11 protein-coding genes and 2 pseudogenes are annotated in these 15150 nt (G+C 70.7%); 8 read left to right on the top strand and 5 right to left on the bottom strand.

Translation table 11 applies throughout. From position 1 onward, the window contains the following. Window positions 1-71 precede the first annotated feature (71 nt). The 5 genes from ACWD04_RS21045 to ACWD04_RS21065 all read left to right on the top strand — a co-directional run bounded on the left by ACWD04_RS21045 (window position 72) and on the right by ACWD04_RS21065 (window position 5286). Window positions 72-1331 (top strand): PP2C family protein-serine/threonine phosphatase, encoded by a 1260-nt coding sequence (locus tag ACWD04_RS21045; RefSeq protein WP_451134045.1) that lies wholly within the window; start codon window positions 72-74, stop codon window positions 1329-1331. After that, on the top strand, window positions 1328-2953 hold the full coding sequence (locus ACWD04_RS21050; protein ID WP_451134047.1) for a sensor histidine kinase: 1626 nt from the start codon (window positions 1328-1330) through the stop codon (window positions 2951-2953). The genes ACWD04_RS21045 and ACWD04_RS21050 overlap by 4 nt, the downstream gene beginning before the upstream one ends. Next, the gene (locus tag ACWD04_RS21055; protein ID WP_451134049.1) at window positions 2950-3393 is read left to right on the top strand and encodes a response regulator; all 444 of its coding nucleotides are present in this window, start codon (window positions 2950-2952) and stop codon (window positions 3391-3393) included. The genes ACWD04_RS21050 and ACWD04_RS21055 overlap by 4 nt, the downstream gene beginning before the upstream one ends. A 97-nt stretch (window positions 3394-3490) precedes the next feature. Further along, on the top strand, window positions 3491-3946 hold the full coding sequence (locus tag ACWD04_RS21060; protein ID WP_451134216.1) for an ATP-binding protein: 456 nt from the start codon (window positions 3491-3493) through the stop codon (window positions 3944-3946). A 221-nt stretch (window positions 3947-4167) separates the two neighbouring features. Continuing rightward, on the top strand, window positions 4168-5286 hold the full coding sequence (locus ACWD04_RS21065) for a DMT family transporter (protein WP_451134051.1): 1119 nt from the start codon (window positions 4168-4170) through the stop codon (window positions 5284-5286). Here ACWD04_RS21065 and ACWD04_RS21070 read toward each other — a convergent pair. After that, complete coding sequence (locus ACWD04_RS21070) at window positions 5256-6608, bottom strand: transglycosylase family protein (RefSeq protein WP_451134053.1); 1353 nt, start codon at window positions 6606-6608, stop codon at window positions 5256-5258. The two genes, ACWD04_RS21065 and ACWD04_RS21070, sit on opposite strands and share 31 nt — an antisense overlap. A 193-nt stretch (window positions 6609-6801) precedes the next feature. On the opposite strand from ACWD04_RS21070, the pseudogene ACWD04_RS21075 reads away from it, so the two are divergent. Together ACWD04_RS21075 and ACWD04_RS21080 are read left to right on the top strand one after the other, a co-directional pair. Next, a pseudogene (locus tag ACWD04_RS21075) lies at window positions 6802-7194 on the top strand (family 1 glycosylhydrolase); the annotation flags it as partial. Window positions 7195-7371: 177 nt separating this feature from the next. Then, a complete protein-coding gene (locus tag ACWD04_RS21080; protein ID WP_451134055.1) occupies window positions 7372-7764 on the top strand; it encodes a hypothetical protein in 393 nt (130 codons plus the stop codon). A gap of 228 nt (window positions 7765-7992) precedes the next feature. On the opposite strand, the gene ACWD04_RS21085 is transcribed toward ACWD04_RS21080, so the two are convergent. Continuing rightward, window positions 7993-9126 (bottom strand): S1 family peptidase, encoded by a 1134-nt coding sequence (locus ACWD04_RS21085; protein ID WP_451134218.1) that lies wholly within the window; start codon window positions 9124-9126, stop codon window positions 7993-7995. A gap of 178 nt (window positions 9127-9304) precedes the next feature. After that, entirely contained in the window at window positions 9305-10816 is a 1512-nt protein-coding gene (locus ACWD04_RS21090) for a carboxylesterase/lipase family protein (protein WP_451134057.1), read from the bottom strand. Between the two features lie 281 nt (window positions 10817-11097). Between ACWD04_RS21090 and ACWD04_RS21095 the strand changes: the two are divergent. Further along, window positions 11098-11747, top strand: a pseudogene (locus ACWD04_RS21095) (HD domain-containing protein). A gap of 68 nt (window positions 11748-11815) precedes the next feature. Here ACWD04_RS21095 and ACWD04_RS21100 read toward each other — a convergent pair. Both ACWD04_RS21100 and ACWD04_RS21105 read right to left on the bottom strand, forming a co-directional pair. Then, a complete protein-coding gene (locus ACWD04_RS21100; protein ID WP_451134059.1) occupies window positions 11816-13288 on the bottom strand; it encodes a UDP-N-acetylmuramoyl-L-alanyl-D-glutamate--2,6-diaminopimelate ligase in 1473 nt (490 codons plus the stop codon). Between the two features lie 314 nt (window positions 13289-13602). Next, window positions 13603-15150 (bottom strand): ABC transporter ATP-binding protein, encoded by a 1548-nt coding sequence (locus ACWD04_RS21105; RefSeq protein ID WP_451134061.1) that lies wholly within the window; start codon window positions 15148-15150, stop codon window positions 13603-13605.

Below are 15150 nucleotides of genomic sequence, written 5' to 3' on the forward strand. Positions count from 1 at the left end.
GCCTCAGTCACATATGCTTCACGCCGAAACGGCCGTGGGTCTCCCGTGCCGTCCGTCGGAGGTGGTGGAGTGTGGCTGAGTCGCCGTTGGGCACCTCTGCTGGTGTGCAGCAGCTGGGTGGGATTCCGCAGCAGCAGAAGGTGCCGACCGTCGGCGCCGCGTCCGTCTGGGACGTCGACGCGGCGCTTCTTCTGGTCGAGGACGACTCCGGGGACGCACTCCTGGTCGAGGAGCTGCTCACCGACAGCGAGCTGGATGCCCCGCTCACCTGGTGCAAGACGCTGGCCGAGGCCCGGCGGTTTCTGCTGCACTGTGACACATCGGTCTGTGTCCTGCTGGATCTGCACCTGCCCGATGTGAACGGCCTCGACGCCGTCCGTCAGCTGGTCGAGTCCGCGCCTGACGCGGCCGTCATCGTGCTGACGGGCCTGGACGAGTCGGAGACCGGGCTGTCCGCGGTGGCGCAGGGCGCCCAGGACTACCTCGTCAAGGGACGGATCGATCCCGAGGTGCTGGGACGCGCGGTCCGCTACGCCCTCCAGCGCAAGCACGCCGAGCGGTCGGCGTCCGCGATGCGGACCAGCCGGCTGATCGCTCAGGAGAACGCCCGTCTGGAGCGCGCCCTGCTGCCGATTCCGCTCCTCCTGGACGACAGCTTCCAGGTAGCCGCGCGCTACGAGGCCGGGCGCGCCCACGGGCTGCTGAGCGGCGACTTCTACGATGTGGTGCAGACCGCCGACGGCGCGGTGCACGCCGTGATCGGCGATGTGTCGGGTCATGGTGCCGCAGAGGCGGCCCTGGGTGTCTGCCTGCGGGTCGCGTGGCGCACGGCCGTACTGACCGGTGTGACGCAGCTCGAGAAGATCGGGCTCCTGGAAGGGATACTCGTCGCCGAGCGGTCGGATCCCCATGTGTTCGCCACCGTCACCACGCTCGTCTTTCCGCCGGGCAGGGACAAGGTGCTCGTCGCGCGGGCGGGGCATCCCGGGCTTCTGCTGCGGCGTGGCACGGAGGTCGACTGGGTGGAGCCCGACGCGGGCATGGCCCTCGGCCTCCTGCCCGGCGCCGGCCGCTGGACGATCACGAATGTGGACCTCTTCCCCGACAGCGAACTCGTCCTGTTCACCGACGGCCTGTTCGAGGGGCGTACGGGGCCCAGTTCCCGGCTGGGCGAGGACGGTCTGCTGGCCATGGCCGGCAAGTACGGCGCGCTCGAACCCCGCGCCTTCGTCGACGCGCTGGTCGCCGAGGCCACCGAGAGCGCCTCTCCGTACGGCGGACTGGCCGATGACGTCGCCGTCCTCCATCTGGGCTGGAAGGCGGGCTCATGAGCGCGGAGAAGCCCACGGCGGGACGGACGAGCCGGATATCCCGGCTGTCGGTGCAGAACTGGGTCCATCTGATCCTGGCCGGCTTCGTGCTGGTGGTCTGCGCATGTCTCGTGGTGGGCGGGATCGTCCTCGCCCGTATCTCCGACCGGACCACGGATCTGGTGGACCGCATCCAGCCCGCCCGCTCCGCCTCGTTCCAGCTGCAGAACTCGCTCGTCGACCAGGAGACCGGGGTGCGCGGTTTCGCGCTCACCGGTGACACCTCGTTCCTGGAGCCCTACGCGTCGGGTATGCGGACCGAGCGGGAGCGGCTGGCCCGGGTGCGCTCACTGATCGGCTCCGAGCAGCCGTACGTCGAGGACCTGGACCGGATCGAGAGGGCGTCCCAGCAGTGGCGGACCCTGCGCGCCGAGCCGCTGATCGCGTCGGTGCGGGCGAGCGGGCCCACCGGCGCGTCCTCGGTCCCCATTCAGCGGAGCAAGGAGGAGTTCGACGCGCTGCGCGTGTGGTACACCGCTCAGCAGAGCCACCTGGACGACGCACGGGACCACGCCCGCGCCGAGCTCGATGACGCGCGTACCACTCGTGACCGGGTGCTCATCGCCCTGCTGATCGGCTTCGTGCTGGCCGTCGTGTCCCTCAGTCTGCTGCTGCAGCGCATGGTGGGCCGCCCGCTCTTCGCGCTGACCGAGGCGTCGGACAAGGTGAGGTCGGGCGCCTTCAACAGCAGGATCGAGGTCCGGGGCCCGTCGGACGTCAGGGCGGTGGCCGCGGCGGCCGAGGACATGCGCCGGCGTCTGGTCGCGGAGCTGGCCGAGTCCCAGGAGCGGGAGACGCTGCTGGCCGAGCAGACCACGGAGCTCCGCCGGTCCAATTCCGAGCTGGAACAGTTCGCCTACGTGGCCTCCCACGACCTCCAGGAACCGCTGCGGAAGGTGGCCTCCTTCTGCCAGCTGCTGGACAAGCGGTACGGCTCGGAGCTGGACGAACGCGGCCGGCAGTACATCGACTTCGCGGTCGACGGCGCCAAGCGGATGCAGGTCCTCATCAACGACCTGCTGACGTTCTCCCGGGTGGGCCGGGTGCAGCAGAGCTGGAAGCCCGTCGCCCTGGAGGCGGCCATGGACCGGGCCCTGTCCAATCTCACCCTGGCCGTCGAAGAGTCCGGAGCCGTCGTCGTACGCGAGGATCCGCTGCCGGAACTGCTCGGTGACTCGACGTCGCTCACGATGGTGTGGCAGAACCTTCTCGGGAACGCGGTCAAGTTCCGCCGGACCGGTGTCCCGTGCCGGATCACCGTCGGGTGTGTCCGCGAGGGGGAGAACTGGCATCTGACGGTGGCCGACAACGGCATCGGGATCGCGCCGGAATTCGCCGACAAGGTGTTCGTGATCTTCCAGCGCCTGCACGCCCGTGACGAGTACGAGGGGACCGGAATCGGGCTTTCCCTCTGCCGCAAGATCATCGAATTCCACGGTGGCCGGATCTGGCTGGATCCGGAGCAGACCGAGGGCACACTCATCCACTTCACCCTGCCCGTCCTCCCTGAGGCACCCACGCACACCACGGCGGAGCTGCTCGCCCCCGCCCCGCTCACCCCCCGGTCGGGAGACACCCCTTGAACGACGCCGTCAAGCCCATCGAGGTCCTGCTCGTCGAGGACGACCCCGGCGACGAACTGATGACCCGTGAGGCGTTCGAGGACAACAAGATCCGCAACACCCTCCATGTGGTGCGCGACGGGCAGGAGGCACTGGACTTCCTCTACCGTCAGGGCAAGTACGGCGACGCGCCGCGCCCGGACCTGGTGCTTCTCGACCTGAATCTGCCCAAGTACGACGGCCGGCAGGTGCTCGAGCGGATCAAGACCGACCCGGAACTGGCACTGATCCCGGTCGTGGTCCTCACGACGTCCTCGGCCGAGGAGGACATCCTCCGCAGCTACAAACTGCACGCCAACGCCTATGTCACCAAGCCGGTCGACCTGGAGCAGTTCATCGGGGCGGTCCGCCAGATCGACGACTTCTTCGTGAGCGTGGTCAGGCTGCCTCCGCGTGCGTAAGATCTGCAGGGATCTCCCGGAGTGGGATCTCTCGACGCGGGTAGACGAACGGCGAGAAGAGGTCGAAGACCTCCCCTGCGGCGCCTGGCTGGAGCACATGAACGAACAGGCCACCTCACGGCCGGACAATCCCTTCCAGGGGGCCCCGTCCACGGAGGTTCTGCTCACCGCCGAGGTGTTCGACGGCGAACCCGGATGCATAGCGCGGGCCCGTGCGCTCGCCGACCGGTTTCTGGCGCGGCTCGCGGCGGAGTGGCTCGCGGTCCTCGGTGAGCACACCCGCAGCGACCTGATGCTGGCGGTCAGCGAGCTCGTCACCAATGCTGATCGCTACAGCCACGGTCCGTATCTGCTGGAGCTGGAGGGCGACGCCCGTCGCATCAGCGTCACTGTGTACGACAGCAGCACCGCGCTCCCGGTGCTCTACTCACCCGACCCGGCCCGCCTCGGCGGTCACGGCATGGAGATCGTGGTCGCGCTCTGCGACCGGCTCACGGCCGAGCGGGTGCCCGTCGGCAAACGCATCCGCGCCGAGTTCACGCTCAGCACCTGAGCGATGCCGTAGCCGCGGTGTCCGGCACGGTGCCCTCTATGTGGCGCGGACCGTCCCGTGGCTCCACGTCGACCTTCCCGGTGAACTTCTGAGCCCTCGGGCAAGGAGGACTACCGTCGGGAGGAGGACCCTGGAGTGAAGGACGTACTACTGGAGCAGTACGCCGAATCGCCGCCTCAGGGCTGACGACTCGGCGGCTCCGACGGGACATCGTGGTGTACATGAGTTCCCTCGCGCTTTCCGTGCTGCTGTCCCTGGTATCCGCGGTCGCCTACGCGGCCGGTGCGATCGTCCAGGAGCGCGTGGCCGCGGCCGGTGACAGCCGCCCGTACGCACCGCTGCGCAACGGAACCTGGTGGGTCGCGGTCGCTCTCAACGGTGTGGGAGCGGTACTGCACGTCGTGGCGCTGGCGTACGGACCGCTCAGTCTCGTACAGCCGCTCGGAGCCCTCACGATCGTCTTCGCGCTTCCGATGGCGGCGCTCTTCGTCCGCCGCAAGGCGGGGCGGACGGCTTGGCGCGGTGCCCTGATGGCCACGGTCGGCCTGGCCGGGCTGCTGGCTCTCACGGGAAGCGCCGGGTCCCACACGCTGGCCGGTCCGGAGCAGTTGATGCTGGCGACCGGGACGTTCTGTGCCGTGGTGGTCCTGATGGTGCTCGCCAAGGGGCTGCACCGGCCGATGCCGCGCAGCGTGGTGCTGGCCACCGGCGCCGGAGTCGCCTTCGGCATGGCGTCGGTGTTCACGAAGACCGTGGCGATGGAGTGGACATCCGGCTCAGTGACCTCCGGGCTGCCGACGCTCCTGGTCATCGCCGGGCTCGCCGCCGCGGGGCTGCTGCTCTCCCAGGCCGCGTACCGGGGCGCCGGGCTGACGGCGCCGCTCGCGACGGTCACTGTGGTCAACCCGGTCGTGGCGGCCGCCGTGGGCCTCACGATGTTCGGCGAGCAGTTCCGCCACGGCCTGGCGGGCACCCTGGTCGCCCTCGGGTGCGGTGCGCTCGCGGCCGCCGGTCTGGTGCTGCTGACCACGGAGCGGGCGCGAGCGGAGCGGCGTACGCCGACTCCGGACGCCGACACCCCGGCCGAGGGCTCGGGCGAGCCGCACCGGGTCGTGCTGCCCGAGCCGGCGAAACCCGCGGATCCGCAGGGGGTGGCGGTACTGCCGGACCCCTTCCCGGCACCCACGGCGCTCTCTCTCCCGCTGACCCTGCCCCTGGACCACGATGGCGGGCGCCTAAGGTTCGGCGGCGGTCGGCCTGCTGCCGGCCAGGCTCGCCGGGGTGACTTAAAGGGCCCGGAAGGGGCCGTTCAGACGCTGGCGCCACCAGCCCTGAGGTAGCCCACGGGGTCGATGTCCGATCCGTAACCGGGGCCTGTACGAATCTCGAAGTGCAGGTGCGGTCCCGTGCTGTTGCCGGTGGATCCCGAGCGCGCGATCCGCTGGCCGCTGCCGACCTGCTGGCCTTCGCGCACATGGAGTGAGGAGAGGTGTGCGTACTGGCTGTACTTGCCGTCGCTGTGCCGGATGACGATCTCGTAGCCGTACGCGCCCGCCCAGCCGGCCGAGACGACCTTTCCGGACGACACGGCCTTGACGGAGGTGCCGGTGGGTACCGGGAAGTCGACGCCCGTGTGGTAGCCGCTGGACCATGAGCCGGCCTGGCGGTACGGCGTGGCGGTGCGGGCCGACACGGGGGCGGTGAGGCCGGATCGCGGCTTGGAGGCCCGCTTCTCGGCCTGGACGGGCTTCGCCTCCTTCTTGGGGGCGGCGGTCCTGGGCTTCTCCGTGACCTGAGGAGTGGCGGGCTTCGCCGCCGGCTTCTCCGTGACCTTGGGAGTGGCGGGCTTCGCCGCCGGTCCCTCCGTGCCCTTGTTCGTGGCCTTGTTCGTGGCCTTGTTCGTGGTCTTGGGTGCAGACTTCTCCGTGGCCTTCGGGGCGGACTCCTGCTCCGGGGCCGTCCGCGGCGTCGCGGCCACGTCGAGGCTCAGCCGCTGTCCCGGGAGTATGAGGTCGGGGTCGGCGCCCACCACTGTGCGGTTGGCCGCGTACAGCCGCTGCCAGCCGCCCCGGACCTGCTCGGCGGACGCGATGCCGGAGAGGGAGTCCCCGTGCGCGACGGTGTACGACTCGCGCTGTCCGGTCACGGCGGTCGGTGTCGCCTTCGCCGGTTCCGCGTCACGCGCGGTCTTCTTCGGCGTGAGGCCGGACTCCGACGCCTTGTCCTGGCCGGCTTCGGCGGCGACCCGGCGCTTCGACTGCGGAGCGATGTCGGGCGCGTCACCGCCCTTCTTCAGGCCGGCTCGTACGGAACACGTCGGCCAGGCTCCAGGGCCCTGTCCGTCGAGCACCTTCTCGGCGACGGCGATCTGCTGGTCCTTGGTCGCCAGATCGGCCCGTGCGGCGTAGGCCGTGCCCCCGTAGGCGGCCCAGGTCGACCCGGTGAACTGCAGGCCCCCGTAATAGCCGTTGCCCGTGTTGATGTGCCAGTTCCCGGTCGACTCGCAGGCGGCGACCTTCTCCCACACATCTGTCGTGGCAGCGCCCGCCGAGGCAGCGGTGAGGAGCGGGAGCGCGATGCCCGCACCTCCTGCCGTCACCGTGAGCGAAACACGGTTGATCCGGCTGGGCTGATATCTGCGGTGCCGTCCGTTCGCGGCCACGATAAAGCTCCCCCCACTGACAGTAGGACACCTCGCAAGCGGCTAACTTATGGTCATACGAGGGGTGGTGACAAGTGAACAGTTGTCGCTCGCCACCCGCGCGCCCCGGCGCACCACCCCGAGGGCCGAGCGCACGCCCGGCGACGGGCCTCTTCGGCCACTGCGGGAGAGCGCTCTGTCCCACCCGCTTCCCGTCACCGCCGACGCGTACGGGCCGCCCCCACGCCCAGCAGATCCATCTGCCCGGCGCCCGGCACACCGCTGGGGACTGGATGTCCACTCCGAGGGCCGGGAACAGCTGCTGCGCCTCACCGAGGAGCGCAGTTCCCGGCGGGGCCACGTCACAGAGAACGGCTCGGTCTGTCAGCACGTCGTCCGGCCCGACGGCTCGGTGCACGACCCGGAGGGTAGGCGCTGTCCGGAGGAGCACCTCGCCACCTGCGCCCAGGCCGTGGGCAAGGGCGCACCGCTCTTCGCCTGGTCGCTCCTGGACAGCTTCGAGTGGGCGCACGGCTATGACAAGCGCTTCGGCCTGGTGCACGTCGGCCACGCGCCCCGGCGCCACACCGTCAGGATCAGCGGGTGACGCTATGCGGAGCTGATGCGCGCGTCCTCGGGCGGCAGGCCCCGCAAGGGCGGCCTGAGCCCCGCCCCGGGCGACTGCCCGAGCCCCCGGCCCCCTTCCGGCCCTGGGGGCATCGGCCGTTCGGCACACCATGGGAGAGCGATCGGACGTGGCAGGTCCGGCGCTTATGCTCGCCGTATGGAGCAGAGTGAAGTCCTCAAGCGAGTGATCGGCATCCTCACGGAAGCGGGAGAGATACAGCGCCATGCCGAGGAGGACGCGGGCGGCGGCCCGGACGCCGGCGGAAGCATGGTGACGACCCTCCTCAACGAGACGATGCCGCACATCGCCATTCCCTCGGACGCCACGGTCGAGGAGATGGCCGCCCTGGTGGGGCGCGAGGTCGGCGGCGCCGTCGAACAGCTCGTCGGCGCGTTCACCCTGGCCTTCATCGCGCTCGCGCAGATCCACGACTCCGGGCAGGGGGACGTGACCTCTGCCGATGTACTGCAGGACCTGGCACTGCGGGCCGAGGAGCTGAGCTCGGGGGACGAAGGGTCCGAGGGGCCTGAGGGGCCTGAGGTGTCCTGACGGTCCGCTCCAGGGCCGAACCTCCCGCACGCACGGGTCCGCGGCGGCCACGGGCTCCGTGGCCGGCCGCGGTCTTCCCGGCCGCACCGACGGCGGGAAGGAGGACGGTAGCGGCGGTCCTGCCCGTAAGCGCGGCTCACGACCGAGGCCTGCTACGGCAGGGGGCCACCCCGCTGTCGCAGCAGACCGATCACGTGCACAGGGTCACCGGGCCCTGCCGATCACCGGTCAGGCCGTGTGGAGGGTCAGCCCGTAGCGGTTGAGGATCTCGTTGATGGGCTGGTGCCAGGTCTCACCGCCGCCGCTGCAGTTGCCCCAGCCGCCCGACGTGACGCCTTGCGCCTGGTCACCGCTGATGAACGAGCCGCCGGAGTCGCCCGGTTCGGCGCAGACGCTGGTCTTGGTCATCTGGCGCACGGCGCCCTGGCTGTAGTTCACGGTCTCGTTCTTGGCGAGGACATTGCCGCAGTGCCAGTGGGTGGTGGAACCGGAGCGGCAGACCGAGGCACCGATCGGGGCCTCATTGGAGCCGCGGACCAGCTGGTCGGACACGGTGCCCCAGCCCAGGACCACCGGGACGGTCCACCAGCCGCTGCCCACGTTCACCCAGGCGTAGTCGTTGTCAGGGAAGGACGAGCCCTGGAAGGTGCCGATGGCTGAGCCGTCCCAGCCCCTGACCGCTCCGCCTGCCTGGCCGCAGTGGCCGGCCGTCACGAAGCCGCCGTGCACCGAGAAGCCTATGGAGCACCGGACGTTGCCGGTGTAGTACGGGTCGCCGCCTACCGTTCCCGCGGCGAAGGTCTGCGGGGCCTCGACGGTCTGCTTCACCGTGACGGGGCCGGCTTCGCGCGCCTTGGCCACGAACGCGCGGACATCGTTGTCACCCTGCTCCGAGGCAACGACGTTCACCACCACACTGTTCGCCCGGGGATCGACATGCCAGCTGCTGACCCCACTGGGGGCGGAGAACGTGTCCAGCTTGTTCTTGACGGCGTCGAGCTCGTGCGCCGTGTGGTCGACCACACGGGTCTCCGCACCGGTCGCGCGGACGGCACCAGCCTTGGCCCTGTCCGTGACGGCCACCGTCAGCTTGCCGCTGTTCGCGTCGAACCAGGTGCCGCCGAACGACGCTCCGGCCGCGCTACGCGCCTTTCCCTGCAGTGCTGTTGCCGCCTCCTCCGCAGTGAGCCGCGCCTCGGCCTGACTTTGTGTCAGCCCCAGGTCGCGCTGCATGGCCGTGATGATCCCGGCCGAGGCCTGAGGTTCGGCCGAGGCGGGAGAGCCGGCGGCGGCGGCCTGGGTCAGACCGGCGGTCGCCCAGGTCCCGATGATGAGCAGTGCGGAGAGACCGGTCCGCACCATCGTCGCATGTCTCAAGGGAGTGCCCCTTCTGTTGTTCCAGCATCGTGGGGTGGAACAGGAAGCGTCCGAGAGCCGCCTGAGAGCGCTCTCATAGGTATCGCCTACGGACTGTAGTCCAGTTGGACGGGCAGGTCCATGCCAATGACGTCGTCCTGAATTCGCCTACGCCACCGGAAGATCAGGGCGTGAGCAGCGGCAGCTCGAAGGGACGCCACGGCGCCCGGAACGCATCCCAGCGCCCGACCGGCGCCTCCGTGGAGGTGTCCCAGATCCGCACAGGGCCGCCCGCCGCGGTGAGCGGTGGCCAGCCGGGGTCGCCGGTGGCCGCGAACTCCGCCCACGCGCGCGTCATCCGCGACGCGAGAGCATGGTCGGCGGCGCCGGGAGGCCCCCCGATGAGGAAGTGGACGTTCTCGTCGTCCACGGTGCCGAAAGCGAACGGGACATCCGCGCAGTGCCAGGCCCTGACCGGCTTTCCCCGGCCGTCGCGCTGCCGGGCGAAGCGTGAGAGACGGGTCCGGCCGCCTCCCCGCGTATGGGCCTCGGCCAGTCTGCAGCTGTACTCGCCGAACAGCAGATCCCCGTACACGGCCAGATAGGTGTCGTGTACGGAGGCCTTCGGCGCGTGCCTGCGATAGCCGTCCAGCACGGCTTTCGGGATCTGGAAGTCCGCAGCGAAGGCGGCGAGTTGTCTCTCCTCGGTGACCTTCGCACAGCTGCCCACCTCATCCAGCAGCCAGTACTCCTCCGCGGTGTGACAGACCAGCAGGTCGATCTCGCGGCCGGCGCCCCCGGCGAACGCCGTGAGCGGGTCGAGGGGCAAGGTGGCACCCCCTGCCACCGGCCCGTAGATCGCCGGGTCGTAGTGGCGCGCTCCGGACCCGGGGTCGCGCCGGTATCCGTCGGTCACCCGGTCGGAGGCATCGACCAACGCCTTCGGGGAGGCGGACACCAGTCCGTCGTATGTGGCGGGCACACCGGCCTCCGCGGCCACCTCCGCCGTGGTCCGGGCGGCGGACCCGGGCGAGGCGCAGGCGTTCACAGCGCTGTGGGCGATGGCGCGCCGGAACAGTCCGCGTGCCCCGTCCATCACCATCAGGCAGGCCACCGAGGTCGCCCCGGAGGACTGTCCGGCCACGGTGACGCGGCCGGGGTCACCGCCGAACGCAGCGATGTTGTCCCGCACCCACTCGAGCGCGGCGGTCTGGTCGAGCAGTCCCCGGTTGTCCGGGCAGCGGTCCACACCGGCCGTGGGGGGAACACGGCCGAATCCCTCGAAGCCCAGACGATAGTTGAGCGTGACGACCACGAGCCCGCGGCCGGCCAGGACCGCACCGTCGAAGTCCGGCTGCGCGGAGGAACCGAAGACGTAGGCACCACCGTGGATCCAGACGAGCACGGGCAGCGCGTCGCCGTCGCTCCCCGGCGTCCAGACGTTGAGGCTGAGGACGTTCTCGTCGCCCGGCGACCAGGCGGGCGCTCCCGGCAGCTGCGCCGACTGTGGCGCCACGGGCCCGAACGCGGCGCAGTCCCTGATCCCGTCCCAGGCTGCGGCCGGGCACGGGGCTCGGAACCGGTCGGCGCCGAACGGCGGTGCGGCGTACGGGATCCCGCGCAGCACGACCACTCCGGGCGTGCGCGCGGACGTCACTCCCGCGACCGCCCCGCTCCTCGTCGTGAACACCCTCATCCGACACTCCCCCGCCGTCGCCGTCCCGCCGCCGGTCCGGCGGGCACGGTGCTCAGCTTGGCATCGGACAGGCGGCCTGGGCCAACACAGGAATGGCATCGATCGACGCGGGTGCGATGTGAGTCGCGCCGGGCCGGCGCTCCCCCGCCCGGACGCGGCCCCCTGTCCGTATCTGTGGGATGTACGGCCCTGCGGTCATGGCGGCACACTCTCTCGGCGCGGATCCTGGAGTGACAGGGGCCGCAAAGTCCGGCCCGCCTTCGGGAAGTCGGGTGAACACCATGACGACCGGCTCCTCCCCGACGGCCGGTGTGCAGGTACCGGATACGAAGCTCGCGGCCGAGGCGACCACGCTGCTGCGTGACGTGACGAACGAGCTCGTCCACCACCACTCGCGCCGGGTCTTCTTCTTCGGTGCCCTGCAGGGCCGTGCGCGCGATCTCTCCTGGGAGCCCGAACTGCTCTACATCGGGGCGATGTTCCACGACCTCGGGCTCGGCGAGCGCTTCCGCGCCAGCGGCAGGCGCTTCGAGGTGGACAGCGCGGACGAGGCGCGCCGGTTCCTGCGGTCGCGCGGTGTGCCGGCGGACAGCGTCCGGCGGGTGTGGACGGCCATCGCCCTGCACACCACACCGGGCATCCCCGCCTCCATGGAGCCCGAGGTGGCGCTGGTCACGGCCGGTGTGGAGTACGACGTGCTCGGCATCGGCTACGAGGACGTCTCCGACGCGGACGTGCCGCGATCGTCGCGCCGCATCCGCGGCCCGACTTCAAGCGGCGGATCCTTGCCGCGTTCACCGACGGGATCCGCCCGAAACCTGAGGCGGCCTTCGGTAACGTCAAGGCCGATGTACTCCAGCACTATGTCCCCGGCTTCGAGCGCGGGGACTTCGTACGCACGATTCTGGACTCGCCGTGGCACATCGGGTGACGTCCGCGCCGTGGTCCTCCTCGACGAGGGCCCATAGAGCCCTCCGGCCTCGGCGCGGGCTCCCTGGGTCAGCTCCCGGCGAGTTCCCGCACGGTGGCCATGTCGCTGAAGGGCAGCAGCGCTTCACCGACGATCTGGTAGGGCTCGCTGCCCTTTCCCGCGATCAGGACGACATCCTCCGGACCGGCTTCCGACAGGGCGAAGGCGATGGCCCGGCGGCGGTCGGCGAAACGCTCGTAGGGGGTACCGGTGGCCTCGATGCCGGGTGCGACCTGGTCCAGGATCCTCTCGGGGTCCTCGCCGCGCGGGTTGTCCGAGGTGAGCACGCAGAGATCGGAGTGAGTTCCGGCGATCTCCCCCATCTCGGCGCGTTTGGTGGTGTCCCTGTCCCCGCCGCAGCCGAAGACGGTGATGACCTTGGACCGGGCGAACCCTCGGATGGTGCTCAGCACCTTGTTCAGGGAGTCCGGGGAGTGGGCGTAGTCCACGATCACCGAAATGTCGCCCGCGGTCGTGAAGCGTTCGAACCGGCCCGGGATCTGCGGCATCCGTTCGAGCGCGGCGACCAGGCCCGGCAGGGCGTGGCCCAGGGTGTGGCAGGCCGCCACGGTGGCCAGCGCGTTGGACACGGAGAACCTGCCGGGTGCGGGGATCGCGGCCGGATACTTGCGCCCGTCGTGATGCAGCGTGAAGCGGGTGCCCGAGGCCTCGACGACCAGGTCGGTGGCCCGGTAGTCGGCTTCGGTGTCGAGGGCGTACGTGGTCACCGCGCCGGGCATCATCGCGCCGACGAGGGCGCCCACGGGGTCGTCGGCGTTGACCACGGCGTGCCTGCACAGCCCTTGGAAGAGCCGGAGTTTGGCGTCCCGGTAGTTCTCCATCGTGCCGTGGTCGTCCAGGTGGTCCTGGCTCAGATTGGTGAAGACCCCCACGTCGACGAACGTATGGTCGACCCGGTGCGTCAGCAGGCCCATGGATGTGGCCTCCAGCACCACGGTGCCCACACCACGATCGCGCATGCAGCCCAGCAGGTACTGCAGGTCGGGGGATTCCGGGGTGGTCAGCACCGACCGGGGCATCGGGATCAGCTCGTCGCCGATGCGGCTTCCGGCCGTGCCGATGACCCCGGCCTTCGCCCCCTCGGAAATCCGCAGCACGGATTCGACCATGTACGACACGGAGGTCTTCCCGTTGGTGCCGGTGATCGCCACCATGTCCATCCGGCGACCAGGCTCGCCGTAGTAGCGGGAGGCGGCGACGGCGGCCATGCTCCGGGTGTCCGGCACCTGTACGACACAGACGTCCCGCACGGCCGTGGGCAGCTCGAAGCCGTCCTCCACGACGACTGCCGCCGCGCCCCGGGCAAGAGCCGGGGCGACCGCTCCGGGGCCGCCCTCCAGATGGCCGGGCACCGCGATGAACAGCGATCCCGGTGCCACCCGGTCCGCGTCGAAGGCCGTCCCGGCTGTGATGTGCGTCCTCTCCGGGTCGCCCTGGAGGACGTGGTGGGCCTGTCCGGCCAGCAGCTCGCTCAGCTTCAAGATGGTCCCTTCGAGGGGTGGCTCGAGCCGTGGTGCGGCCGTCGCCGGAACGCCGCGACGGCGGTGCGCCGAAGCAGCGGTGGTGAAGTGGAGCCCGCGCCTCGCGCTCGGATCGGGCCCGGAAGTACGAGGAGGAGCGGGGCGAGGCGTCGCCCCGGGAAGCGGTGACCGCTTGAGGTCGCTAGCCGTGCCCGTGCAGGGCGATACGGCGGCTCGCGGGCGCACCGGGGGCGGCCTGGTGCAGGCACTTCCCTATGACCACGGTGCGACCCATGGGCCGAGTGTACGTCCGGACGGGTGGCCCCGATTCCGCTTCACGGACGTACGGCGGCTCCCCACCCTTTCGACGCATCGAGCAGCGAGACCGTGAACGGGTGCCGGGGAGCAGTCAGGATCAGCTCTCCGGGGCCTTCCTCGACCACCTCTCCTCCGTCCAGCACGGCCACCCGTGTGGCAGGTGCCGCGGTGTCGAAGTCGTGCGTGATCAGCACGACACTCGGCCCGTCCGGCTGACGGATCAGTGTGGCGAGCAGGTCCAGCAGGGAGCGCCGGGTCACGGGGTCGAGACCTGAGGTGATCTCGTCGCAGATCAGCACGCGGGGACGCGCGAGGAGCGCTCGGGCAAGGGACGCGCGCTGAAGTTCGCCGCCGGACAGCCGGCCGGGCAGTCTGCGGACGAGGTCCTCGTCCAGTCCGAGGTCCGTCAGCAGCCGCTGGGCCTCCGCCGCCGCCTCGTGGCGCTCGACACCGTGCAGGCGTACCGCTGTGCGGGCCACCTGGTCCAGGATCGGCCGGTGCTCGTCGAAGGCGGCCCGCGCGTCCTGGAAGACGTACTGCACGGCGGCGAGCTGCGCACGGCTGCGGTCCCTCAGACTGCGCGGCAGCGCTGTGCCGTCGAGCAGGATCTGTCCCGTGTGGTCGCGGTGGAGGCCGGCGAGACAGCGGGCGAGTGTGGTCTTGCCGCTGCCGGAGCGCCCGACGACGGCAAGGCATTCGCCGCTGCGGAGGGCGAGCCTGTCCACGTTCAGTACCGGGACGCGGGAGCCGCCGGTCCGGTGGCGGGCGGTGAGTCCGCTGATCGTGAGCAGCTCCGCGCCGGTGCGTCCGGGGTTTGCGTACGGCAGGGTCCTCGGTTCGGCGAGGAGCTCCTTGGTCCACGGGTGCGCGGGAGCGTCCAGGATCCGGTGGGCCTGGCCCTGTTCGACCACGCGGCCGCCGCGCATCACCAGTACCTCGTCGGCCAGTTCGCGTACGACGTCGAGGTCGTGGCTGAGCAGCAGTACGGCGATGCCCCGGCGGGCCACCGCTGCCAGCTGGGCGACCACGCGACGCTTGGTCAGGGCGTCCTGCCCGGTGGTGGGCTCGTCGGCGACGATGACGCGGGCGCCGAGGAGCAGCGCCTGTGCCAGGACGACACGCTGCTGCTGGCCGCCGGACAGCTGGTGCGGGTAGCGGCTCAGCACATCGCCGGAATCGGCGAGCTGGGCATCGGCGAGCGCCTCGGCCACGCGCTCCTGTGCCGTGGCACGACGCCGCGCCCGGGGCAGGTCGCGTACCTGCTGCCGCGCCATGTCCCGCAGGAGGGATCCGGTACGGCGGGCCGGGTTGAGGACGGTCGCGGGGTGCTGGGGGATGTAGCCGATCCGGGTGTCGTGCACGACCACTTCGCCCGTCACCCGCGCGCCCGTGGGGTACTCACCGAGCAGCGCGAGGCCGGTGGTGGTCTTGCCACTGCCGGACGAGCCGACGAGGGCGGTGACGGTGCCGGGCCGGATCCGGAGCGAGACCCCGTCGACGATCGCCCGCCCGCCGACCTCGACGGCCAGCCCGGTGACGGTGGCGATCACAGGGTTCTCGTTCAT

This window comes from Streptomyces sp. NPDC002911 (assembly GCF_053591835.1).